Origin of the sequence: Paraburkholderia graminis (assembly GCF_003330785.1) — a bacterium.
GTDB classification, from domain to species: domain Bacteria; phylum Pseudomonadota; class Gammaproteobacteria; order Burkholderiales; family Burkholderiaceae; genus Paraburkholderia; species Paraburkholderia graminis.
Window position 1 is genome coordinate 3,227,549 of sequence record NZ_CP024934.1, and the last position, 22,521, is coordinate 3,250,069.

Annotated in this window: 21 protein-coding genes; 11 read left to right on the plus strand and 10 right to left on the minus strand. The window is 63.3% G+C overall.

All coding sequences use genetic code 11. The annotated features are described in order from the left end of the window. Positions 1-140: 140 nt before the first annotated feature. Both clpP and CUJ91_RS14375 read left to right on the plus strand, forming a co-directional pair. The gene (gene clpP, locus CUJ91_RS14370) at positions 141-800 is read left to right on the plus strand and encodes an ATP-dependent Clp endopeptidase proteolytic subunit ClpP (RefSeq protein WP_114156432.1); all 660 of its coding nucleotides are present in this window, start codon (positions 141-143) and stop codon (positions 798-800) included. A gap of 153 nt (positions 801-953) precedes the next feature. Further along, the gene (locus CUJ91_RS14375) at positions 954-2,549 is read left to right on the plus strand and encodes an NYN domain-containing protein (RefSeq protein WP_114156433.1); all 1,596 of its coding nucleotides are present in this window, start codon (positions 954-956) and stop codon (positions 2,547-2,549) included. A 72-nt stretch (positions 2,550-2,621) separates the two neighbouring features. Here CUJ91_RS14375 and CUJ91_RS14380 read toward each other — a convergent pair whose 3' ends face one another. From CUJ91_RS14380 to xseA, 4 genes are all read right to left on the minus strand, one after another. Continuing rightward, a complete protein-coding gene (locus tag CUJ91_RS14380; protein WP_006050066.1) occupies positions 2,622-4,373 on the minus strand; it encodes a PQQ-binding-like beta-propeller repeat protein in 1,752 nt (583 codons plus the stop codon). A 294-nt stretch (positions 4,374-4,667) separates the two neighbouring features. Beyond that, positions 4,668-5,243, minus strand: coding sequence for a glycine zipper family protein (locus CUJ91_RS14385; protein WP_006050065.1), 576 nt, complete (start codon positions 5,241-5,243; stop codon positions 4,668-4,670). 312 nt (positions 5,244-5,555) lie between these two features. Then, a complete protein-coding gene (sodB, locus tag CUJ91_RS14390) occupies positions 5,556-6,134 on the minus strand; it encodes a superoxide dismutase [Fe] (protein WP_006050063.1) in 579 nt (192 codons plus the stop codon). A gap of 217 nt (positions 6,135-6,351) precedes the next feature. Continuing rightward, on the minus strand, positions 6,352-7,731 hold the full coding sequence (gene xseA, locus CUJ91_RS14395) for an exodeoxyribonuclease VII large subunit (protein ID WP_107708677.1): 1,380 nt from the start codon (positions 7,729-7,731) through the stop codon (positions 6,352-6,354). 580 nt (positions 7,732-8,311) lie between these two features. On the opposite strand from xseA, the gene lpxK reads away from it, so the two are divergent. The 5 genes from lpxK to CUJ91_RS14420 all read left to right on the plus strand — a co-directional run bounded on the left by lpxK (position 8,312) and on the right by CUJ91_RS14420 (position 12,450). Next, positions 8,312-9,328 carry a tetraacyldisaccharide 4'-kinase gene (gene lpxK / locus CUJ91_RS14400; protein ID WP_029968094.1) on the plus strand — a complete coding sequence of 339 codons (1,017 nt, stop codon included), beginning with the start codon at positions 8,312-8,314 and terminating at the stop codon, positions 9,326-9,328. Continuing rightward, the gene (locus CUJ91_RS14405) at positions 9,309-9,512 is read left to right on the plus strand and encodes a Trm112 family protein (protein WP_006050060.1); all 204 of its coding nucleotides are present in this window, start codon (positions 9,309-9,311) and stop codon (positions 9,510-9,512) included. The genes lpxK and CUJ91_RS14405 overlap by 20 nt, the downstream gene beginning before the upstream one ends. A gap of 332 nt (positions 9,513-9,844) precedes the next feature. Beyond that, entirely contained in the window at positions 9,845-10,645 is an 801-nt protein-coding gene (kdsB, locus tag CUJ91_RS14410) for a 3-deoxy-manno-octulosonate cytidylyltransferase (protein ID WP_107708673.1), read from the plus strand. A gap of 208 nt (positions 10,646-10,853) precedes the next feature. Further along, entirely contained in the window at positions 10,854-11,519 is a 666-nt protein-coding gene (gene adk, locus CUJ91_RS14415) for an adenylate kinase (protein WP_006050057.1), read from the plus strand. A 172-nt stretch (positions 11,520-11,691) separates the two neighbouring features. Further along, positions 11,692-12,450 carry a 3-hydroxyacyl-CoA dehydrogenase gene (locus tag CUJ91_RS14420; RefSeq protein ID WP_006050055.1) on the plus strand — a complete coding sequence of 253 codons (759 nt, stop codon included), beginning with the start codon at positions 11,692-11,694 and terminating at the stop codon, positions 12,448-12,450. A 125-nt stretch (positions 12,451-12,575) separates the two neighbouring features. On the opposite strand, the gene CUJ91_RS14425 is transcribed toward CUJ91_RS14420, so the two are convergent. Continuing rightward, positions 12,576-13,418 (minus strand): SirB1 family protein, encoded by an 843-nt coding sequence (locus CUJ91_RS14425; protein ID WP_029968099.1) that lies wholly within the window; start codon positions 13,416-13,418, stop codon positions 12,576-12,578. 5 nt (positions 13,419-13,423) lie between these two features. Continuing rightward, positions 13,424-14,974 (minus strand): murein biosynthesis integral membrane protein MurJ, encoded by a 1,551-nt coding sequence (murJ, locus tag CUJ91_RS14430; RefSeq protein ID WP_006050053.1) that lies wholly within the window; start codon positions 14,972-14,974, stop codon positions 13,424-13,426. A gap of 553 nt (positions 14,975-15,527) precedes the next feature. On the opposite strand from murJ, the gene rpsT reads away from it, so the two are divergent. Then, complete coding sequence (rpsT, locus tag CUJ91_RS14435; protein ID WP_006050052.1) at positions 15,528-15,806, plus strand: 30S ribosomal protein S20; 279 nt, start codon at positions 15,528-15,530, stop codon at positions 15,804-15,806. A gap of 188 nt (positions 15,807-15,994) precedes the next feature. Here rpsT and CUJ91_RS14440 read toward each other — a convergent pair whose 3' ends face one another. Continuing rightward, complete coding sequence (locus tag CUJ91_RS14440; RefSeq protein WP_006050051.1) at positions 15,995-16,342, minus strand: DUF3579 domain-containing protein; 348 nt, start codon at positions 16,340-16,342, stop codon at positions 15,995-15,997. 494 nt (positions 16,343-16,836) lie between these two features. On the opposite strand from CUJ91_RS14440, the gene argF reads away from it, so the two are divergent. Together argF and CUJ91_RS14450 are read left to right on the plus strand one after the other, a co-directional pair. Then, positions 16,837-17,766: an ornithine carbamoyltransferase gene (gene argF / locus CUJ91_RS14445; protein WP_006050050.1), complete on the plus strand. Its 930-nt coding sequence runs from the start codon at positions 16,837-16,839 to the stop codon at positions 17,764-17,766. Positions 17,767-18,020: 254 nt separating this feature from the next. Continuing rightward, a complete protein-coding gene (locus tag CUJ91_RS14450) occupies positions 18,021-19,247 on the plus strand; it encodes an argininosuccinate synthase (RefSeq protein WP_006050049.1) in 1,227 nt (408 codons plus the stop codon). 181 nt (positions 19,248-19,428) lie between these two features. On the opposite strand, the gene murB is transcribed toward CUJ91_RS14450, so the two are convergent. After that, a complete protein-coding gene (gene murB / locus CUJ91_RS14455; protein ID WP_006050048.1) occupies positions 19,429-20,475 on the minus strand; it encodes a UDP-N-acetylmuramate dehydrogenase in 1,047 nt (348 codons plus the stop codon). Positions 20,476-20,645: 170 nt separating this feature from the next. Here murB and CUJ91_RS14460 point away from each other — a divergent pair, with 170 nt between their 5' ends. Beyond that, on the plus strand, positions 20,646-21,131 hold the full coding sequence (locus CUJ91_RS14460; protein ID WP_006050047.1) for a YajQ family cyclic di-GMP-binding protein: 486 nt from the start codon (positions 20,646-20,648) through the stop codon (positions 21,129-21,131). Positions 21,132-21,179: 48 nt separating this feature from the next. Here CUJ91_RS14460 and plsY read toward each other — a convergent pair whose 3' ends face one another. Further along, the gene (gene plsY / locus CUJ91_RS14465) at positions 21,180-21,821 is read right to left on the minus strand and encodes a glycerol-3-phosphate 1-O-acyltransferase PlsY (protein ID WP_053858676.1); all 642 of its coding nucleotides are present in this window, start codon (positions 21,819-21,821) and stop codon (positions 21,180-21,182) included. 145 nt (positions 21,822-21,966) lie between these two features. Next, complete coding sequence (gene ybaK / locus CUJ91_RS14470; RefSeq protein WP_114156741.1) at positions 21,967-22,458, minus strand: Cys-tRNA(Pro) deacylase; 492 nt, start codon at positions 22,456-22,458, stop codon at positions 21,967-21,969. Positions 22,459-22,521: the final 63 nt, after the last annotated feature.

A 22,521-nucleotide genomic window follows, 5' to 3' on the forward strand; every position in this document is an offset into this window, starting at 1 on the left:
ACCGCGCGCCGCAAAGACATCCATTGCAGCTTGACGATTGGGCGAGCCGCCGCGTGACAGGCGCGCGAAAAAAAATTTATGTCACGCCGCCGACGGCCGGGTCGTCATAGGGACAGCAGCCCACTTTGGACGAGGCAAATATGCAATCGAGCTATCCACCTGTTACCGGCCTTGGCCTCGTGCCAACCGTGATCGAGCAGTCCGGCCGCGGCGAGCGCGCGTACGACATCTACTCGCGTCTGCTGCGCGAGCGCATCGTCTTTCTGGTCGGACCCGTGAACGAGCAATCGGCCAGTCTCATTGTGGCGCAATTACTGTTTCTGGAGTCGGAGAACCCGGACAAGGACATTTCGTTTTATATCAATTCGCCCGGCGGCTCGGTGTACGACGGGCTCGCAATTTACGACACCATGCAGTTCATCAAGCCGGAGGTATCCACTTTATGCACAGGTTTTGCAGCGAGCATGGGCACATTCCTGCTGTGCGCGGGCCAACGCGGCAAGCGGTACGCGTTGCCCAACGCGCGCATCATGATTCACCAGCCTTCGGGCGGCAGCCAGGGCACGGCAACGGACATAGACATTCAGGCTAAGGAAGTGCTCTATCTGCGCGAACGTCTCAATGCAATGATGGCCGAACGCACGGGGCGCAGCATCGAGGAAGTCGCGCGCGACACAGACCGGGACAATTTCATGTCCGCGTCCGCGGCAAAAACGTATGGCCTCGTGGACGAAGTGCTGGAAACGCGGGCGGCGCTGAACTCGTCTTCGGTGGCGTCGGACAGACACCATGACGTATAGCGCAGCGCGGTTGAACTGTGCCGGGTTGAACTGTGCCGGGTTCAACTGCCCGCGCTTGCACTGGTCCGCCCGACAAAAGCTGATCACGTTGGCTGGAATCGCTATCATGGTCGCGATTCGTCGACTCCGACGAGCGCTTCAATGGAGATTTACATGGCGTCATCCAACGAAACCGTCAGCATGGCGCTATTCTGCGACTTCGAAAACGTCGCGCTGGGCGTGCGGGACGCGAAGTACGACAAGTTCGATATCAAGCTGGTGCTCGAACGTCTGCTGCTCAAGGGCAGCATTGTCGTGAAAAAGGCATATTGCGACTGGGATCGCTACAAGAGCTTCAAAGGTGCGATGCACGAAGCCAATTTCGAGCTGATCGAGATTCCGCACGTGCGTCAATCGGGCAAGAATTCGGCGGACATCCGGCTCGTCGTGGACGCGCTCGACCTCTGCTACACGAAGTCGCACGTCAATACGTTTGTGATCATCAGCGGCGACTCGGACTTTTCACCGCTCGTGTCGAAATTGCGCGAGAACGCGAAGCAGGTGATCGGTGTCGGCGTCCAGCAGTCCACGTCTGATCTGCTGATCGCGAACTGCGACGAGTTCTTTTTTTACGACGATCTGGTGCGCGAAAGTCAGCGGACCGTCGCCAAACGGGAGTCCTTGCGCCAGCAGAAGAGCGCTCAGCCGACAGCCAAGGTATCGCAGGACGAAGAGAAAAGCCGCAACAAGGAAGATCTGGAAAAGCGCCGCACCAAGGCGGTGGAGATTGCGGTGCAAACGTTCGACGCGCTTGCATCCGAGCGGGGCGACAGCGGGAAAATCTGGGCGTCCGTATTGAAGAACGCGATCAAGCGGCGCAAGCCGGATTTCAACGAAACCTATTATGGCTTTCGCGCGTTCGGCAATCTGCTCGAAGAGGCGCACGCGCGCGGGCTGCTGGAATTCGGCCGCGACGAAAAATCAGGGGCTTACGTATATCGGAGCACGGTTTCGGGCGCTGCGGGCGAAGGTGTCGGAGAAAGTACGGGCGAATCGGCGGGCGAGCATGCAGCGGCGCGTGGAAACGAAGCTGTGGACACCGCAGAGGTAGCGGAGCAATTTGACGAGTCGCAGACAGTTGGCGCGGCGCAAGCGGAAACAGGCGCCAAACACGAGTCTCGTCGCCGGGGTCGTGGAGATCGGAAGCGAGGCGCAAGCCAGCAAGCCGCCCGCGAAGCCACGCACGAGACGGCACAGGCAAGCGCAGAGGAAGCCGGCCACCAAACGGCGCAGCGAAGGACGCCGCAAGCCGCCAACACCAGACGCACCAGACGCGAAGAAAGCGGGGCCAACCTGAGCCAGGCCGAAGGCGATGCGATGTATGCCCCTGAAGCGGAAAACAAGCGCGCGACGTCCGAGCTGCCGCAAGCGCTCACGAACGAACCGGGCCATGTTTCTGATCAGGCTGGCGCGGCCGAAAATGCCGACCCGCACCAGACCGACGAAACGCAGCCGAAGCGTCGCAAGCAACGCGAGCCGCGTAAAACGGCCGCGAAGAAAACGCGGAAGACCGCAGCACGATCGGACGACACGGCAAACAACACGAACACGGTGAACACCGCGCACACTGCAGACACCGCATCGCCAGCAACCGAACCTTCACCGACCGCAGAGGAAACACCCGCGCCCGCCAGGAAAGCCGCGCGTAAAACCGCGTCGTCGCGCAACCGCCGGCCGCGCAAGACAACGGGAGGCAACGACACCGAGTGACACCGAACGACACCGAACCACACCGAATAGTTCGCGCCTTGCTCCGCACCCGGCAGCGGCCAAAGCCAAGTGTCACCGCAAGCCGAACACCGCAACACCGTTGGTCGCGCCGACATAAACCTTGCCGCGCGCGATCATCGGCGTGATGAACTTGTTGCCCGCGCCCCATTGATCGCGCGTGCCCACCTGGTTGCTGTTGTACAGCTCGTTGGCAAGATTGCTCGCGTCGTAGGCATGCAGGGCGCCAGTCGAGCCGTTCTCCGCGGCCCAGACAATGCCGTTGCTCGCGCCATTGGCGGAAATCGCCGGCGTTGCGCCCGGATAGGCAAAGGTCGTCGGGCTTCGAGATGAAGCCGTCGTTGCGAGGAACGCGCCAGCGATCGGCAACGCTTTGAGGTTGTCGTTTAGCCCTCCGTAGTACACGACGCCCTTGTAATAAGCCGGCGAACCCCAGATGCCGCCAGCAAGCGTGCCGATGAGTTCTTGCCAGATGTTATTGGCCGCTGGGCTGAATTTGCCCATTGAATCGCGGTCGACCACATAGATGTGGTTGTCTTTGCCGGCCGCCACAGCAAGATGCTTGACCACGCCGGCCGCGGTCGTCTGGTCCGGCAGCAACATCACGCCTCCAGAACCGAAGTCGTTGTCCGTATTGGCCTCTTCGACTACGTTGGACATCGCGAAATAGTCGGTGACTTGCAGTTGGCCAGCCGACAGTTTCATCAGCGAGTTGCCGAAGTTGCCGTCGACCGGGAAGCCCTGTGCATTGAGCGTCGTGCCGAACGTGCCGTTGCCGTCGACGACATAGATGGACGAGCCGTCGGAAGCCATGCCGGAGCCGGCCATCCAGATCGAGCCCTGGCTGCCGTTCGGCGTGATGTTGAGCGCGCTGGTCTGCTTGAGTGTGCCGGCGTTGTACGCCATGAGCCAGCCGGTGTAAGCGCCGGACATGCAGTGCGCCGTCCAGCCCATATAGATGTTGCCGCCAACGAGCGTCAATGCCGCCCGCTCCGTGTGCAACGACGCGTTGAACGTAATGACGCCGTTGACGCTCCCCGCGCCGCCGCCCGGATAAGTCGCCGCAATCTCGGTGGGACCGCCGAACAGTTCGGCGCCCGTCGCAAGGTCGAGTGCGTGCAGGCGGTGATGGTAGGCGCCGCCGCTGTCTTTCGTCATCGAGACCGCGTATAGCGCGCCGTTGGGGCCGCGCGAGCGGTCGATCACCGGCGTCGACGTCACGCCAATCTCGGGCGTGATGTCCGGGCATCCGCGGTCGTCGCTGGGCGTTTCGCCGCTGCCGTTTAGCGTCGCGTGCCACAACTGCGCGAAGCTGGTGGCGTCGTACGCATAGACGCTATTGTGTTCGGTCGCGACGTAGACTACGTCGTGCGGCGCGCCGCCAATCGACAACGCTGTCGCAAAGAGCGGCTGGGCATCCACCTTGCCGTCCGCCGCAAGGAACGCGACTTTGCCGAAGCTCGATGGGTTGACGTTGGCGGGCGTCAGCGTGGTTTCGGCAAGCATCTGGCCGGTGCGCGCAAGGTCGTTGTGGTGCATCAGCACGTCGGTGGCGAATACGGGTCCGGCGGGTGCAGCCCCGCCCGCGCCGCTCCCCGCGCCTGAGCCTGAGCCGCTGCTGCCCGCACCCGAGCCACCACCGCTCGCCCCTCCGCCCGACGATGTAGACGCCGCTCCCGGCGATCCGCCCGAGCCGCCGCCACATGAAGCAAACCCCCACGCAACAGTGAGCAGCGCCGCCACTGTGCACACACGAACCCACGGCCCGGCCGATAGCCGGTCGCCGCCACCTCGCGAGATACGCATGTCCGCCTCGTCTCTCAAACGATGCGACGCTCAGTTCCGCAAGACGAAGGCTGCGCGTGATGCGAACACGTCGCGTGCCGCGGAGGGACGCCCCGTGCACATCTTCCGATGGCTGATGGCTGATCACACTCAACGTCCGCGGCCAATTAACCGTACGCCGTTTGCGGAGTTCCATGCCGCCAGGGTCTCGCCACTCTCCGCCAGGCAAACGCGCGGCTGGCGGCGCAACGCGAAAGCAAGGCGCGACCGCACGCGCGATCGCGTGTCAGGCATCAAAGCATCGGAATGAAAGCATCAGTAGTACGGATAAGGCGCGTAAATTACGGGCGGCGGTCCGTAATAGCGCGGCCGCGGCGCAACATAAACCGGTTGCGGCGCATACACAGGCTGCGGCGCGTAGACCGGCACTTGCGGCTGCGAGATCGTGTTGCCCTTCGACGTCATGCACTGCGCGTAGGCTGCGTCGTAGCGCGCCTGCAAGCTGTTCGCCGAGTACTGCGCGCCGTTGGCGCCAGCCGCGCCGCCGATCAGCAAACCGCTGCCCGCTCCGATCGCCGCACCCGCTCCGGCATTGCCCGCCGCCGCGCCAAGCAATGCGCCGACGGCGGCGCCGCCCAACGTTCCCACCGCCGCGCTGTTGACGCTGCTGGTGGTCGCTCCTTGCGAAGCGCCGGCCGCATCGGACGAATGGAACGCATAGTCGCGACACGTGTAGTCGTCCTGTTGAAACTGACTGAGCGGCTCGCCGCTGCGCGGCATGGCCACCACCGACGGGCCGCTCGGCGGCACGACGGCGCAGCCGCCCAATAGCGCGAGCGCGACGGCCCCGAGAGGCAGCGCGACGCGCAACGGTGTTAGACGTGAAATCATGATGGCGCGAATAGCGTGGATTGGAAATCACACGTTATGCGAATCCACGCTCGCGATGTTTACCGCATCGTTACCGTATGTTTTATGCCCGTGCGCGAAGCCGCGCCGCAAGCCTGAGCCACGCGATGTGCGTTATCGCGCGGTTACGAACAGTGACAAAGATTGTGCAAGCCCATGAACGATGCTCGCGCGGCGACGCGCAAAAAGCAGAAAAGCCCTCACATGGAGGGCTTTTCTTTCTTGCATAGCGGCCGTTGTGAACCGATTCAGAGCCGATTCAAAGCCGGCCCAACGCCGCAACACACCGAAAAATCACGCGAAGTTCTTCGACGCGAATTCCCAGTTGACGATGTTCCAGTAAGCTTCGACAAACTTCGGACGCGCGTTGCGATAGTCGATGTAATACGCGTGTTCCCACACGTCGATCGTGATCAGCGCTTTGGCGTCCGTGGTCAGCGGCGTCGCAGCGTTGCTCGTCGACACGAGGTCGAGCGAACCGTCTGCCTTCTTCACGAGCCATGCCCAGCCCGAGCCGAACGTGCCGATTGCGGTCTTCGCGAACTCTTCCTTGAACTTGTCGAACGAGCCCCACTTGGCGTTGATCGCGTCGGCCAGCGCGCCGGTCGGTGCACCGCCACCTTGCGGCGACAGGCTGTTCCAGAAGAACGTGTGGTTCCACACTTGAGCTGCGTTATTGAACACGCCGCCCGACGACTTCTTCACGATTTCTTCGAGCGACAGATTCTCGAACTCCGTGCCCTTGATCAGATTGTTCAGGTTGGTCACATAGGTCTGGTGGTGCTTGCCGTAGTGAAACTCGAGCGTCTCTTCCGACATGTGCGGAGCGAGTGCGTTTTTCGCGAACGGCAGCGGCGGGAGCGTATGTTCCATGGTGCTTTCCTTCAGTCTGTATCTGTTGTGGGGAGTCTGCGGATAACGCTTTAGAGCACTCGATTGTAGGCGACTTGGAATAACCCCGCAAACGAACGGACTTTATGTCCGGCATCGGCGAATCGCCCGCAAAACCGCGTAATTAGTGCTTCCGTTTGCTCTACAAACGCGAGCTCGCGCAGTCAAAACTACGCACGCGCAGCGTGTCAGCGCGATGTCAGAAACCGTCGGCAAGACGCGGCTGCACATCGGCGAGAGCGACGTCGGCGGTGCCCTCGGCGAGATGCATCGTCAGGCGGCGTCCCGGTTTCAACGACGACGGCGCGCGCACCGCGCGGCCGGTCTGTGCATCGAGTACCGCGGCATAGCCGCGCTCGAGCGTGCGCTGCGGACTCAGCACTTCGAGCCGCGCCGACAGCGTCGCGATGCGCGCGGTCTGACGTTCATGCTGACGCAGCAATGCGGCGTCGAGCCGTTGCGTGAGATTGCCAAGCCGCGCCTGATGCGCAGCGAGATCCGGACGCCAGCGCTGCCAACGCATCTGCAGCAGCGAAAAACGCGCTCGGGCATCGCGCACGGGCCTTGCCCCTGCCGACGCGAGCCGCGCGCTCAGTTGCTGCAAATGCGTGCGCTGCCGCGCGAGACGCTCGGCGGGCGACACGAGCCGGCGCGCGAGCCAGTCGAGTTGCTGGGCGCGCCGCTCCATCATCCGGCCGAATCCGCGTGCAAGCGTCGCATGGCGATGGTCGAGCTCGCGCAGCAACAGCACGCGCTGCGGGCTCACCAGTTCGGCGGCGCCTGTGGGCGTGGGCGCGCGGACATCGGCGGCGAAATCGGCGATCGTGAAATCGGTTTCGTGACCGACGCCGCTCACGACCGGAACCGCGCTCTCCGCAATCGCGCGCGCAAGCACTTCTTCGTTGAAGGCCCACAGGTCTTCAATCGAGCCGCCGCCACGGCACACGATCAACACGTCGACCTCGCGCCGCGCGCTGACCGCATCGACCATTGCCGCGAGCTTCGCGCTTGCGCCCACGCCTTGCACCGGCGCCGGATAGACGATCACGGGAATATGCGGCGCGCGACGCGACAGCGTCGTCAGCACGTCGCGCAGCGCCGCGGCCTGCAACGACGTGACGATGCCAATTGCGCGCGGATGCGACGGCAGCGCGCGCTTGCGTTCGGCGGCAAAAAGGCCCTCGGCTTCGAGCTGTGCCTTGAGCCGCAAAAACGCTTCGTAAAGACGTCCCTGGCCGGTGCGCCGCACTGCCTCGACGTTCAGTTGCAGTTCGCCGCGCGGCTCGTACATCGTGACGAGCGCCCGCACTTCGATGCGGTCGCCTTCCTTCGGCGTGAACTCGGCGTATTGCGCGCGGCCGCGGAACATCACGCAGCGCATTTGCGCCTGCGCGTCCTTGATCGAAAAGTACCAGTGACCGCTCGCGGCGCGCGTGAAATTGGAGACTTCGCCGGCAACCCACACCAGCGGAAACGAGCGCTCGAGCATGCTGCCGATCGCGCGATTCAGAGCGGAAACTGGGACGACGACTTCGCCGCCGGGCATCGTCGACGAGGTAAGGGAACTGTCGGAATTCATGCGAAGGGATGGTGGTGACTGGCCGGACAGACGATAGACCGAGTGGCTAATCGCGTCCAGCGCGACGCGCAAATTGTTAAAAGTGTCCACATGCCGGGACCGTCAAGGCGAATTCCGCCACGCGCCCGGCAAACTACGGGAAACCGAAGCATCCCGTTGATTTATATGAAATTTACTGATGACCTCCGCAGGTGATCGCCGACGCAAGGCGCTTGCAACGGCCCTTGAGGCGCTGCGGCGGGCAGGTTCTCCACAAAGTTATCCACAGGCTGCAAGAGGCGCAACACGCGACGCGGCAGGCATAGGACGCAGCCACCGCGACTTGCGGCCGGGGACGCGTGCGCGCTAGAGTGGCGGGTTCGACAGTAAGGGAAAGTCACGCACGCAAGCGCCGCAACGTGCGCGTGACGAAGGGCGCTGCTGACACGCGCTGCCTATGCTTCCCTTTCTGTTTTTTAAGTTTTTCGACCGTCCGGAGAATCGCGCTGATGCCTGTCCCGCGTATTGCCCCTGGCGCCTTCACGCCGCCGCGCTCGCGCCGTCCCGCGAGCGGCGAGCCGCTCGTCCGCCCGGCCTGCCGATGAGCGGAATCTTCGATCGTTTTGAAGCGCGCGTGGCGCGCGAGTGGCAGCACCGCGGACCGCTTGCGTGGTCGCTGACGCCGCTCGCATGCGTGTTCGGCGCTGTCGCCGCGCTGCGCCGCGCGGCATTCTCGCTCGGCTGGATTAAGCCGGTGCGCGTGGGCGTGCCCGTCGTGGTGGTCGGCAATGTGACCGTCGGCGGAACCGGCAAGACGCCGACCGTGATCGCGCTCGTCGAAGCGTTGCGCGGCGCCGGCTTCAACCCTGGCGTCGTGTCGCGCGGCTACGGCGCGCGGGTCAAGACGCCGACGCCGGTTACGCCCGCCTCGGCGGCCAGTGTCGGCGGCGACGAACCGCTGTTGATCTCGCGGCGCACCGGCGCGCCCGTCTGGGTGTGCCCCGATCGCGTGGCGGCGGCGGAGGCGTTGTGCGCGGCGCATCGCGACGTCGACGTAATCGTCAGCGACGACGGCCTTCAGCACTACCGGCTCGCGCGCGACGCCGAGCTGGTCGTGTTCGATCACCGGCTCGGCGGCAACGGCTTTCTGCTGCCGGCGGGTCCCTTGCGCGAGCCGCTCTCGCGTCGGCGCGACGCCACGCTGATCAACGACCCTTACGCGAAGACGCTGCCTCCGTGGCCGAACACGTTCGCGCTTCAGCTTGCACCGGCCGACGCGTGGCATCTCGATAACCCGGCGTTGCGCCGCCCGCTCGCGCAGTTCCGCGGCGAGCGCGTGCTGGCGGCCGCCGGCATCGGCGCGCCCGAGCGTTTTTTCGCCACGCTGCGCGCCGCCGGCCTCGCGCCTGAGACACGCGCGCTGCCCGATCACTACGCTTTCGAGCGCAATCCTTTTACGGGCGCCGACGCCGACGCCATCCTGATAACGGAAAAGGATGCGGTAAAATTGGGGTCCTGGCGCGACGCGCGCATCTGGGTTGTTCCCGTCGAAGCCGCGCTCGATCATCGCCTCATTGCATTAGTTGTGGAGAAAGTCCGTGGACGCTCGCCTGCTTGAAATTCTCGTTTGCCCGATCTGCAAGGGCCCGCTCAGCTACGACCGTTCCGCGCAGGAGCTGATCTGCAACGCGGACAAGCTCGCCTATCCGATTCGCGACGGCATCCCCGTCATGCTGGTCGACGAAGCGCGGCAGACTGTCGAAGGCACGCCTGTGGATCTGAATCCGGGGTCGGTGGCCTGAGGCGTGTCGGGCTGGCGCGGCGTGAGGATTTCGCGCGGAGCCAGTTTCGGGTCTGTTAGCGGCGGGTGGTTGGCCATGTTTACGAAGCGGCGATTGGTGCAAGATTAGTGTGCCGGTTGCCAAGGTGGCTCGTTGGCCGGTTGTGCCGGTTGGCTTGCGGCTCGGGACTTGGCTGGCTCCTCGGCTCGCAGCTCATCGCGTGGCTTGTTGGCTTGTTGGCCCTCGTTGATTCGTCAAAATTGTCAGCCCTCGTTAGCCCGCTCCCGCTCCCACCCCCCTGACGCACCCCACACCACCTCCCTCTCCTCTTCCCCCACTTCCTCATCTCTCCGATGACCCACACCGACTCCGCCACGCCCCCGTTCATTGCCGTCGTGCCGGCACGCCTTGCGTCGACCCGTCTGCCCAACAAGCCGCTCGCCGATATCGGCGGCAAGCCGATGGTCGTGCGGGTCGCCGAGCGCGCACGCGAATCGGGCGCCGAGCAGGTGTTGATCGCATCGGACGCTCAGTCGGTACTCGACGCCGCCCGCGAGCATGGTTTCGAAGCCGTGCTGACGCGCGCCGATCATCCGTCGGGCACGGACCGTCTTGCCGAAGTCGCGTCGCAATTCGGCTGGAGCGACGAGACGATCGTGGTCAATGTGCAAGGCGATGAACCGCTGATCGATCCGTCTCTCGTGCGTGGCGTCGCGTCGCATCTCGCGGCACGCAGCGATTGCGCGATCGCCACCGCGGCGCATCCTATCGCCGATGCCGCGGAGATTTTCAATCCCAACGTCGTCAAGGTCGTGCTCGACGCGCGCGGCGTCGCGCTCTACTTCTCGCGCGCGCCGATTCCCTGGGCACGCGACGCCTATCAGCCGCACTGGCCCAACGTCGCGTCGATGCCTGTGCCGCCCTCGCCCGCCGTGGTTCATCGGCATATCGGGCTGTATGCGTATCGCGCGAAATTCCTGCGCAGCTACCCCGAACTCGCGATCTCGCCGATCGAACAGGTCGAAGCGCTCGAGCAATTGCGCGCGATGTGGCACGGCGAACGCATCGCCGTCCTGGTCACGCCCGAAGTGCCGTTGCCGGGTGTGGACACGCCCGCGGACCTCGCGCGCGTGCGGGCTTTATTCGGGTCTTGAGCGTAAAAACCCGTGGCATAATCGGACGCTTGTGCGCGCCTCCCGTGATTAGCGAGAGCCAGGGTTTGCCCGGTCGCGCCGTACGTGTTTCAGCAGCGCCGTCGTCGACGTGCAGCGCGAAACGCGAAGCGGCAGCCGACCCGGGTCCCTTGCCCCTCGTGGGACGACCGCAGCGCCACCAAGAATTCACATAGATCTGGAGATACACATGCGTTTGATTCTTTTGGGTGCGCCCGGCGCGGGTAAGGGCACTCAGGCAAACTTCATCAAGGAAAAATTCGGCATCCCGCAAATTTCCACCGGTGACATGTTGCGCGCGGCCGTCAAGGCAGGCACGCCGCTCGGCCTCGAGGCGAAGCGCTTCATGGACGCAGGCGAACTCGTCACAGACGAGCTGATCATCAACCTGGTGAAAGAGCGTCTGCAACAGCCGGACTGCGCAAACGGCTATCTGTTCGACGGCTTTCCGCGCACCATTCCGCAAGCTGAGGCGATGAAGCAGGCCGGCGTCGCGATCGACTACGTGCTGGAAATCGATGTGCCGTTCGACGAGATCATCGTGCGCATGAGCGGCCGCCGCTCGCACGCCGCGTCGGGCCGCACGTATCACGTCAAGTTCAATCCGCCGAAGGTGGAAGGTCTCGACGACGTGACGGGCGAGCCGCTGATCCAGCGCGAGGACGACAAGGAAGAAACCGTCAAGAAGCGTTTGCAGGTGTACGAAGCGCAGACCAAGCCGTTGATCGACTACTACAACGGCTGGGCGAAGAACGGCGACGCGACCACTTCGCTGAAGGCGCCGCAATACCGCCGCATCTCCGGCCTCGGCACGGTCGAGGAAATCCGCGACCGCGTGTTCGACGCGCTGAAGTAATTCAACGCCGCAGCTTGCGTTGGCAAAAAACCCGCCTCTTTCCGGCGGGTTTTTTTATGCCTTCAGCACGGCCGTTTTAATTTGCTCCTCGGCGATGGCGATGTGGGATCATCCATGATCGAAAAGATATTCGATCTGGACGTTACTTACCGTATCAAGGAAAGGAGCAGAGATGGAGATTCGTGACAACGCATTCCTGATCACCGGCGGCGCATCGGGGCTCGGCGCCGCGACCGCGCGCCTTCTCGCGGAGAACGGCGGCAAGGTGGTGCTCGCCGACCTGAATCAGGACGCCGGCGAGGCGCTCGCCAAGGAACTCGGCGGCGTTTTCGTCAAATGCGACGTGAGCCGCGAGGACGACGCGACGCGAGCCGTCGAAGCCGCGACGAAACTCGGCACGCTGCGCGGCCTCATCAATTGCGCGGGCGTCGCGCCCGCCGCGAAGACCGTCGGCAAGGACGGCCCGCATCCGCTCGACGCGTTCGCGCGCACCATCTCGATCAATCTGATCGGCACGTTCAACATGATTCGCCTCGCGGCCACTGCGATGTCGAAGAACGAGCCGAATGCGAACGGCGAACGCGGCGTGATCATCAACACGGCGTCGGTCGCGGCCTACGACGGCCAGATCGGACAGGCGGCCTACGCGGCGTCCAAAGGCGGCGTGGTCGGCATGACGCTGCCTATCGCACGCGACCTGTCGCGCAACGCGATCCGTGTGATGACGATCGCTCCCGGCATCTTCGAAACGCCGATGCTGCTCGGCATGCCGCAGGAAGTGCAGGACGCGCTCGGCGCGATGGTGCCGTTCCCGCCGCGCCTCGGCAAACCAATCGAATACGCAATGCTCGCAAAGCAGATTCTCGACAATCCGATGCTTAACGGCGAAGTGATCCGTCTCGACGGCGCGATTCGCATGCAGCCGAAGTAACGACGCGCCGCGAATTGCCGTTGCGATTTGCCGCCGCGATAACGAAAAACGCCTGCACGCGAATCGCGTCCAGGCGTTCTGTTTTTAGCGCGCGGCCTAACGACCGTTGACGGCTTTAATGCTCGCTAGTCGCGATCGTTATGCTGCGTGCGCTGCCGCAACTCCTGCAACTGCGATTCCACGACGGTCGCGTCTTCCGCATCCGGGCACTCGCCGAGATAACGCTCAAGGTCTTCCAGCGCCGGGCGCAAATAGTCCAGGCGCGCATACGCAAAACCGCGGTCGCGAATCTCGTCGATACTGTCGGGCAACAGGATCACGAGACGCTGCTGCACCGCAAGCAGGCGCTGCCAGCGCTCGGTCTGCAAATACGTGGACTTCAGATTGCGCAACATACGCGCGATGATCTCGCGCCGCGTGGCCGGCTGCAGCAGCATGCGCAGCGCCCGGCTCACCGACTCGCCGGCCGACGCCACATACGGCTCCAGCATGTCGACCATTTCCGATTCCGACAGCGAATGTCCGCTCGTCGGATCAAGCATCACGTCGCCGTCGGGTGTCGTGACACGCAACAGGAAATGACCGGGAAACGATACGCCGCGCGCCGGAATGCCGATCTGCTCGGCCATCTCCAGATACAGCACCGCGAGCGAAATCGGAATGCCGCGGCGACGTTTGAGCACCGCGTTCAGATGGCTGTTGTCGGGGTCGTAATAGTCGTTCAGATTGCTGGCAAAACCCAACTCGCGGAAGAAGAACCGGTTCAGAATGCCGACCTTCTGGCGGATGTCCGCGTCATCCGGCATGCGGCGCTGCAGGCGCACCACCAGTTCGTCGATCTCGGCCAGCGTGCCTTGCAGATCGAGGTCCGGGTAAGCGTCCTGCGCGAGCGAGAGCGCCGCCTCTGTCAGCGGCAAGCTCTCGTCTTCGGCGACGAGCGTGCTGAAATAGTCGAGAACCCGCGTGATCGTCATCACTTCACTCGCCTTTTGAAATACGCGTACTTGAAGCCCATCAGCCAAAGCATACCGAAATATAGCGCCGCGAACAGCACGAGGCAGGCAGCGAGCAGCGCCATGCGGTCGATGGGCCGGTCATGCATGCCGATCCAGTCGAAGCTGATGGACAGCCAACGCATGGTGCCCGCGAGGACCAGACACGCGCCGAACAACTGCGCGAAGAACTTGAGCCAGCCGCTCGACGGCGTATAGATGCCGCGCTTGCGCAATCCGAGGAACAGCAACAGCGCGTTGCCGCAAGCACCGAGCCCGACGCTCAGCGTGAGCCCCGCATGCGCGAAGATCGGCACGAACACGTAGTTGCTCAACTGCGTAAGAATCAGCACGCCGATGCCGATCTTCACCGGCGTCTTGATGTCCTGCTTCGCGTAGAAGCCGGGCGCGAGGATCTTGATCAGAATCAGACCGATCAGGCCGACACCGTAAGCGGCCAGCGCGCGCGCCACCATCACGACCGCGTTGCCGTCGAACTTGCCGTAGTGAAACAGCGTGGCCGTCAACGGCTCAGCAAAAAAGAACAGCGCAACCGCACTCGGCGCAGCGAGCAGAAACGTGACGCGCAAACCCCAGTCGAGCAGCGACGAATATTCGTGAGGATCGGCATCGACGTGCGCCTTCGATAGACTCGGCAGCAGGATCGTGCCGAGCGCGACGCCGAGCAGCGCGGTCGGAAATTCCATCAGCCGGTCCGCGTAATTGATCCACGAGACGGCGCCCGGCCCGATGCGCGACGCGATATTCGTATTGATGATGAGGCTGATTTGCGCGACGGAGACGGCGAACATGGCCGGCACCATCTTCCACAGCACGCGCTTCACGCCGCGATGCGCGAGCGCGCGCAGCGGATTCAGGCCGATGCGCGGCACCATGTCGATCTTCTTGAGGCCCGGCAGTTGCACGACGAACTGCAACAACCCGCCCGCGATCACTGCCCAGGCAAGCGCATAGACCGGCGTGTGCATGCGCGGCGCGAAAAACACCGCGGCGACAATGAACGACACGTTCAGCAAAACCGGCGCGAACGCGGGCAGTGAGAAGTTCTTGTACGTGTTCAGCACGCCGGACGCGAGCGACGTCAGCGAAATGAAGATGATGTACGGGAACATGATGCGCGTCATCGTGACCGCGAGCGCGTAGGCCTGGCCTTCGTGAGCGAGGCCCGACGCGACTACGAACACGACGCCCGACGCGCCCAGCACGCCCACGAGCGACAGCACGGCGAGCGCCCAGGCGAGCACCGTCGAGGTGGCATCGACGAGCGCCTTGGTGGCGTCATGTCCCTGCTGGTTCTTGAACTCGGCGAGGATCGGCACGAAGGCCTGCGAAAACGCGCCTTCGGCGGAAATGCGGCGCAGCAGGTTGGGAATGCGGAAGGCGACGTAGAACGCGTCAGTGTATTGACTGGCGCCGAACGCGCGCGCGATCAGCGTTTCGCGGGCCAGTCCGGTCACGCGCGACAACAGCGTGAAACCGCTGACCGTCAGCAGGGCTCGGAATAGATTCATGGGGCGCTTATTATAAGGGTGCCGCAAAGGCGGACGACGAGCCAGGAAGCGATTCGGACCGATTTCCTCTAGAGACGTTCGGTTGGGGCGGCGAATTCCGCTGCATTTTTTCGCGCGCGCCGTGGGCGGCCGGCAAGGGCTTGTGCAAACGGGCCGCGCTCGGGCGCGGTGAACCGCGGCCGGGCAGCAATCCGACTCGCGCGGGCGGGTCTGGCCTCCCCCGAGCCGGCGGCGCGGCATGCATTCCCGTTGCCACGTCCCTGATTTTGTTGCTATAATCGCCGGTTTCGAAGCTCGCTCAGTTCTCGGACGGCTTCCGGACGAGGGTCGAGGTCGGCGCCAGGTGTCACGAATGTGAACGAATATGGGCCGCCACTTCCTTCAGATATGCCGGAACATGGCGCCGCAAACACGGGCCCGCCTTCGCGTAGTTCGATCGTTTTTCGACACTTTTGCGCTCTTGGGCAATCGCTTCCAAGAGTTCGGATCTAAAAGCAGCGCCTCACCACTTGAAGGTCAGGTACTGGAAACAGGAACAGGATAAGGAACCGTCATGGCTAACTCCGCACAAGCACGCAAGCGCGCCCGCCAGGCCGCCAAGGCAAACTCGCACAACTCGGCACTGCGCTCGAAGTTCCGCACGGCCATCAAGGCAGTGCGCAAGGCAATCGACGCCGGCGACAAGGCCAAGGCCGCTGAAATCTTCCAGGCATCGTCGAAGACCATCGACATCATTGCCGACAAGAAAATCGTTCACAAGAACAAGGCAGCTCGCCATAAGAGCCGCCTCGCCGCAGCCATCAAGGGTCTGCAGGCTCCCGCAGCCCAGTAATTCCGGTCGGCCCGCTCCGGCGGGCTACCTCCTGTTTCCGCTGCGCATGAAGGCCCGCTTTGGCGGGCTTTTTTGTTTGCCACGCGCGCGTAGCGGAAGAGAATGGCCGATTGGCGCAGCAACGCCAGCATGAAAAAACCCGCCGATGTGGCGGGTTTTTGCTTTTCTGCGAGCCGGTTTCGCTGGCGCTAGATGATGTGCCGCTTCGTCTGCGGCGGCGGCGCATGCTCCAGTTCCAGCTCGCACGCTTCCGTTACCACCAGGTCGTTGTCTTTGGCGAAGTTCATGACGAAGTCGAACGCCATGGGTTCGATGTCGCGCAGGCGCGAATCGAGAATCACGCACTTGAGGTCGCCGATCATGGTCGGCCGGACGTACACCGAGTACTGCATGTAGGCGTTGGGGCCCTTTCTGGCACCCGGTCCGAAAGATGACATCACACCTGCGAGACGCTCCGACCAGTCGCTCGGCCGGAATCTTTTTCCCGTCGACGTGATGCCCTGAATGAAGTATTCGGTTGGAGCTGCTTCGGCCATGTAGAAATACCTGTGTGACTGCCCAGCGGATGACGGCGACAGCAAGCAACAAAACGGATTTCGAAACGCTGTGCCCGGCGAGTGAACCGCTCCAGAGAGCGCCGCCGCAGGATCGTGCAAAGCGGTCTGGCCGCTCTGACGTGCGCGGAGTGACGCACGCGGTGTGCCTAGCTCGAAACGGCGCATCAACGAAGCATCACGCACAAAGGCGGCGCCTTGCGAACCGCTCGAGCCGCCACGCGACGCCTGTGCCCTCACCACGAAGCACGGGCCTGCTGGGCCTTTGAATAACCCGCAGATTATAGCGCAGCGGACCTTTTTCCGCACTGCACACAAGCTTGTTTCGGCAGCGCAGCGCGGCTTTCAAAGCGCTTTCCCGGCCTTTTGGCCCACTCGTCAAATGAGGCGAAATCCTTTATGCTGCATTGAGTTACCACAAAACGACGGCGGCGCCGTCCGGCAATCCTGCCGGGTGAGACCGCCGTATTTGTTTCATGACCGCCAAGAAAATTCGCCACTATCTGCAGTTCAAGGATTTCTCGCTAGACGACTACGAGTACGTGCTGGAGCGCGCGCGAATTCTGAAGCGCAAGTTCAAGAACTACGAGACTTACCATCCGCTGCACGACCGCACGCTCGCCATGATCTTCGAAAAGAATTCGACGCGCACGCGCCTGTCGTTCGAAGCCGGCATTTTCCAGTTAGGCGGGCACGCCGTTTTCATGAGCACGCGCGACACGCAGCTCGGCCGCGGCGAACCTATCGAAGACGCTGCGCAGGTCATCTCGCGCATGGTCGACATCATCATGATCCGCACGTTCGGTCAGGACATCATTCAGCGCTTTGCCGAAAATTCGCGCGTGCCGGTGATCAACGGGCTGACAAACGAATATCACCCGTGCCAGGTGCTGGCCGACATCTTCACGTATTTCGAGCATCGCGGTCCGATTCGCGGCAAGACGGTCGCGTGGGTCGGCGACGCGAACAACATGCTCTACACGTGGATCGAAGCCGCGCAGATTCTCGGCTTCAAGCTGCGCCTCTCCACGCCGCCGGGCTACAAGCTCGACCGCGGCTTCGTCGCCGCGGAAAGCGCGCCGTTCTACGAGGAATTCGACGATCCGAACGAAGCGTGCGCGGGCGCCGATCTCGTCACGACCGACGTGTGGACCAGCATGGGCTTCGAAGCCGAAAACGAAGCGCGCAAGAAAGCCTTCGCCGACTGGTGCGTCGACGCGGAAATGATGTCGCGCGCGCACGCCGACGCGCTCTTCATGCACTGCCTGCCAGCCCATCGCGGCGAAGAAGTGAGCGCCGAAGTGATCGACGGCCCGCAAAGCGTCGTATGGGACGAAGCGGAAAACCGTCTGCACGTGCAAAAAGCGCTGATGGAATATCTGCTGCTCGGCAAGCTCAATCACTGAGCGCATTGGCGCGCGGCATTTGCGTGAAGCGCGGCGCGGCGTTCCGCCTTGACTACGACGCAAGCCTTCCGCGCCGGGACCGCGTATCGCGCACCGCGCTTCGGCCCGCAGCAGCCTCACCAGCGCTCCGCAATATTCGCCGCAACAGCCAAAAGCGCGGACGCGCGCCGTTTTAGTGTCAAAATAGTTGTTTTCCGCGCTCCGGAACCGCCGGCGCGCCTTGTTTTCCCGCTTTCTCCAGCTACGAGTTCACCATGAGCGATATCAAGAAAGTCGTGCTCGCCTATTCGGGCGGCCTCGACACCTCCGTCATCCTGAAGTGGTTGCAGGACAACTACGACGCCGAAGTCGTCACGTTCACGGCCGACATCGGCCAGGGCGAAGAGCTGGAACCGGCGCGCAAGAAGGCACTGCAACTGGGCATCAAGCAGGACAACATCTTTATCGAAGACCTGCGTGAAGAATTCGTGCGCGACTTCGTGTTCCCGATGTTCCGCGCCAACACGATTTACGAAGGCGAATATCTGCTGGGCACGTCGATCGCGCGTCCGCTGATCGCGAAGCGTCAGATCGAGATTGCCCGCGCCACCGGCGCGCAGGCCGTGTCGCACGGCGCGACCGGCAAGGGCAACGACCAGGTTCGCTTCGAACTGGGCTACTACGCGCTCGAGCCGGGCATCAAGGTGATCGCGCCGTGGCGCGAATGGGATCTGCTGTCGCGCGAAAAGCTGCTCGCGTACGCGGAAAAAGCCGGCATTCCCATTGAAATGAAGCATAAGCAAGGCGGCGCGCCGTACTCGATGGACGCGAACCTGCTGCACATTTCGTTCGAAGGCCGTCACCTCGAAGACCCGAAGGCCGAGGCGGAAGCCGACATGTGGCGCTGGACCGTGTCGCCGGAGCAGGCGCCGGATCAGGCCGAGTACGTCGACATCGAATACGAGCACGGCGATCCGGTCGCGATCAACGGCAAGCGTCTGTCGGCGGCCGAAATGCTGACCGAGCTGAACAGTCTTGGCGGCAAGCACGGCATCGGCCGTCTGGATCTGGTGGAAAACCGCTATGTCGGCATGAAGTCGCGCGGCTGCTATGAAACGCCGGGCGGCACGATCATGCTGAAGGCGCACCGCGGCATCGAGTCGATCACGCTCGACCGCGAAGTCGCGCACCTGAAGGACGACCTGATGGCTCGCTACGCCGCGCTGATTTATAACGGCTACTGGTGGAGCCCGGAGCGCCGCGCGATTCAGGTGCTGATCGACCACACGCAGGAGAAGGTCAACGGCTGGGTGCGCGTGAAGCTCTACAAGGGCAGCGTGTCGGTCGTCGCTCGCGATTCGAAGGAAACGCTGTTCGACAAGACCATCGCCACTTTCGACGACGACGGCGGCGCCTACAACCAGGCCGACGCCGGCGGCTTCATCAAGCTGAACGCGTTGCGTATGCGGATCGCGGAGAACGCGCGCCGTCAGCGCGGTTAAGCGGAGCGTTGTCGAGGCGTGGCTTGGCTTGGCGGAAACCTTGCGGTTAAACAGGGTTTCCCGCTAGCGCGATAGATGCAACGAAAAGAAAGGCGCCGCGAGGAAACTCGCGGCGCCTTTCTTCATGCGCGCTGTAAAACACCGGCAAAGCGGCGTTACTTTGCCCTACAAGCCCGCACGCTCACAAGCAAACCGGCTCCGCCTCCAACTCGACGCCGAATCTCTCCAGCACGTCATGCTGGATCGCACGCGCGAGGGCCAGCACGTCCGCCCCGCTCGCGCCGCCGCGATTCACCAGCACCAGCGCCTGGCGCTCGTGCACGGCGGCGGCGCCGATCGAGCGGCCCTTCCAGCCGCATCGGTCGATCAGCCAGCCCGCCGCGAGCTTCACGCGCCCGTCCGGCTGCGCGTAGGACACGACATCCGGCTCCCGGCTTTTCAGCGCTTCAAACTGATCGGCGTTCACCACGGGATTCTTGAAGAAGCTGCCCGCGTTGCCGAGTTCCAGCGGATCGGGAAGTTTGGCGCGCCGCACGGCGACGACCGCGTCGAAGATGGCTTGCGCATCCGGCTCCTTGCCGTCCGCGTGGTAGCCGTCAGCAGCGAGCTGGCGAGCGAGATCCGCATAGTTCGCGCGCGGTTGCCAGGCTTTCGGCAAACGGAACGTAACCGACGTGATGACGAAACGGTCGCGCCCTTCCCGCTTGAAAAAGCTGTCGCGGTAGCCGAATGCGCAGGCCCGCGCATCGAACTCGACCGACTCGCCGGAAGCCAGTTCCACGGCGCGCAGCCACGCAAAGCGCTCGCACATTTCCAGCCCGTACGCGCCGATGTTCTGAATCGGCGCGGCGCCCACCGTGCCTGGAATCAATGCGAGGTTTTCGAGGCCCGGCAAACCCTGCGACAGCGTCCATCCGACGAACTCGTGCCACGGCTCGCCGGCGGCTGCCTCCACATAGACGGCTTCGTCGTCCTCGCCGACGACGCGGCGTCCGCGCAGCGCCACGAGCAGCACCAGTCCCGCGAAGTCGCGCGTCAGCACGACATTGCTGCCGCCGCCGAGCACGAGCCGCGGCAAGCCGGCAATGCGCGGATCGTGCGCCGCGGCCGGCAACTGCGCTTCACGCTCGATGCGGCACGCCCACTGCGCGTGGACGTCGAAACCAAAGGTGTTGTGCGCCTTCAGCGGATAGCCGGCAATGAACTCGGCGGAATCGGTTTGAGACATCGGAATGAGAACTATGGGGCGGGCAAACTGCCGTGAGCTGCGGGCCCGCGCGGCGGCCTTGGGCAAATGAGGGTTGCGTCGGTAAAATGACGCTGGTCCGTGATTATAGCGAGTGCCCCGCGACGAGCCGCCGGCCGCGTCGCGCACCGCCGCACTATTGGGAGAATGCAATGCCATCGTTTGACGTCGTCTGCGAAGCGAACATGATCGAAGTCAAGAACGCGATCGAGCAGTCCAACAAGGAAATCTCAACCCGCTTCGACTTCAAGGGGTCGGACGCGCGCGTCGAACACAAGGAAAACGAAATCACCGCCTACGCCGATGACGACTTCAAGCTCGGCCAGGTCACAGACGTGCTGATCTCCAAAATGGCCAAGCGCAACGTCGACGTGCGCTTCCTCGACTACGGCAAGATCGAGAAGATCGGCGGCGACAAGGTCAAGCAGGTCATCAAGATCAAGAAGGGCGTGTCGGGCGATCTGTCGAAGAAAATCGTGCGCCTCGTGAAGGACAGCAAGATCAAGGTTCAGGCGAGCATTCAGGGCGACGCCGTGCGCATCACCGGGGGAAAACGCGACGACCTGCAAAGCGTGATCGCGATGCTGCGCAAGGACGTGACGGACACGCCGCTCGACTTCAATAACTTCCGCGACTGAGCGTTTATGTCATCGACGCAGCGCCGGTTTCAGCGGCGCTGCACCCGCTCAACGATCCTCGCCGCTCACCGCACTCGCAGCCGCCGCCTTCTTCTTATCGCCGATGCGGCTTTCCTCGCCGCGCATCAGCTTGCCGATATTGCCGCGATGACGCCACACGAGCAGCGAGCTCATCACGACGATCGCCAGCGCGATGACGTGCGGCCCGAACAGAAAGCCGTCGAAGATCGGCGCGAACACTGCCGCAGCCAACGCCGCCAGCGACGAATAGCGCGTGAAGAACGCCACGATCAGCCACGTCAGAAGCGTGGCGAGGCCGAGAACCGGATTGATCGCGAGCAACACGCCGGCGGCCGTCGCCACGCCCTTGCCACCCTTGAAGCGGAAGAACACCGGATACAGGTGGCCGAGAAACACGGCGACGCACGCAATCGCCACCGACGTATCGTCGAACCCGTAGCGCGCACCGAAATGCGCGACGAACCACACGGGCAACCAGCCCTTGAAGGCGTCGCCGATCAACGTGAGAATCGCGGCCTTCTTGCTGCCGCTGCGCAGCACGTTGGTCGCGCCGGGATTGCCCGAGCCGTACGAGCGCGGGTCGTCGAGCCCCATCGCGGCGCTCACGATCACGGCGAACGACACCGAACCGATCAGGTAGGCAACGACAGCAACGATCAGGTTTTGCATCTGTGACTCTTATAAGGATCGGCGGTCTGCAACTGGATACCTCAACCGCAACAGGGAACGAAGGCCGGCACGCAGCACGCGGCGGCGAACCGAAGCGGCGCACATTCTACCGAACGCGCGCACCGCGGAAACATTCAGGCAAACGTCAATCGACGCTCGCGCACTGCACCGGCTTCGCGCGCAGCAATCCGGTCAGCACTTTCGGCTCGATACTGACGAGAAAACCGCGCCGGCCGCCGTTCAGCCAGATGCGCTCCATCTCCAGAATGGTGGACTCGACGTACACCGGCATCTGCTTGCGCGTGCCGAACGGCGACGTGCCGCCGATCAGATAGCCGGAATGACGGTTCGCCACTTCGGGCTTGCACGGCTCGACGCGCTTCGCGCCGATCTGCCGCGCGAGGTTCTTCGTGCTGACCGTGCGGTCGCCGTGCATGAGGACGATCAACGGCTTCGCGTGCTCGTCCTCCATGACGAGCGTCTTCACGACCTGATGCTCGTCTACGCCAAGCTGACGCGCCGATTCGCCGGTGCCGCCATGCTCCACATAATCGTACGGATGCTCGCCGAAAGCCACGCCGTGCCGACGCAGAAACTGCGTGGCGGGCGTTTCGGAAACGTGTCTGGATTTGCTCATCGGCGCATTGTAATGGCGACTTTGCACAACGGCTATTTGCCGAATGGCCAATTGTGCGGCTTC

What these genes read in the sequence shown, in the direction of transcription:
- clpP (WP_114156432.1), top strand. Translation starts at nt 141, where the DNA reads ATGCAATCGAGCTATCCACCTGTTACCGGCCTTGGCCTCGTGCCAACC.
- CUJ91_RS14375 (WP_114156433.1), top strand. Translation starts at nt 954, where the DNA reads ATGGCGTCATCCAACGAAACCGTCAGCATGGCGCTATTCTGCGACTTC.
- CUJ91_RS14380 (WP_006050066.1), bottom strand. Translation starts at nt 4,373, where the DNA reads ATGCGTATCTCGCGAGGTGGCGGCGACCGGCTATCGGCCGGGCCGTGG.
- CUJ91_RS14385 (WP_006050065.1), bottom strand. Translation starts at nt 5,243, where the DNA reads ATGATTTCACGTCTAACACCGTTGCGCGTCGCGCTGCCTCTCGGGGCC.
- sodB (WP_006050063.1), bottom strand. Translation starts at nt 6,134, where the DNA reads ATGGAACATACGCTCCCGCCGCTGCCGTTCGCGAAAAACGCACTCGCT.
- xseA (WP_107708677.1), bottom strand. Translation starts at nt 7,731, where the DNA reads ATGAATTCCGACAGTTCCCTTACCTCGTCGACGATGCCCGGCGGCGAA.
- lpxK (WP_029968094.1), top strand. Translation starts at nt 8,312, where the DNA reads ATGAGCGGAATCTTCGATCGTTTTGAAGCGCGCGTGGCGCGCGAGTGG.
- kdsB (WP_107708673.1), top strand. Translation starts at nt 9,845, where the DNA reads ATGACCCACACCGACTCCGCCACGCCCCCGTTCATTGCCGTCGTGCCG.
- adk (WP_006050057.1), top strand. Translation starts at nt 10,854, where the DNA reads ATGCGTTTGATTCTTTTGGGTGCGCCCGGCGCGGGTAAGGGCACTCAG.
- CUJ91_RS14420 (WP_006050055.1), top strand. Translation starts at nt 11,692, where the DNA reads ATGGAGATTCGTGACAACGCATTCCTGATCACCGGCGGCGCATCGGGG.
- murJ (WP_006050053.1), bottom strand. Translation starts at nt 14,974, where the DNA reads ATGAATCTATTCCGAGCCCTGCTGACGGTCAGCGGTTTCACGCTGTTG.
- rpsT (WP_006050052.1), top strand. Translation starts at nt 15,528, where the DNA reads ATGGCTAACTCCGCACAAGCACGCAAGCGCGCCCGCCAGGCCGCCAAG.
- CUJ91_RS14440 (WP_006050051.1), bottom strand. Translation starts at nt 16,342, where the DNA reads ATGGCCGAAGCAGCTCCAACCGAATACTTCATTCAGGGCATCACGTCG.
- argF (WP_006050050.1), top strand. Translation starts at nt 16,837, where the DNA reads ATGACCGCCAAGAAAATTCGCCACTATCTGCAGTTCAAGGATTTCTCG.
- CUJ91_RS14450 (WP_006050049.1), top strand. Translation starts at nt 18,021, where the DNA reads ATGAGCGATATCAAGAAAGTCGTGCTCGCCTATTCGGGCGGCCTCGAC.
- murB (WP_006050048.1), bottom strand. Translation starts at nt 20,475, where the DNA reads ATGTCTCAAACCGATTCCGCCGAGTTCATTGCCGGCTATCCGCTGAAG.
- CUJ91_RS14460 (WP_006050047.1), top strand. Translation starts at nt 20,646, where the DNA reads ATGCCATCGTTTGACGTCGTCTGCGAAGCGAACATGATCGAAGTCAAG.
- plsY (WP_053858676.1), bottom strand. Translation starts at nt 21,821, where the DNA reads ATGCAAAACCTGATCGTTGCTGTCGTTGCCTACCTGATCGGTTCGGTG.
- ybaK (WP_114156741.1), bottom strand. Translation starts at nt 22,458, where the DNA reads ATGAGCAAATCCAGACACGTTTCCGAAACGCCCGCCACGCAGTTTCTG.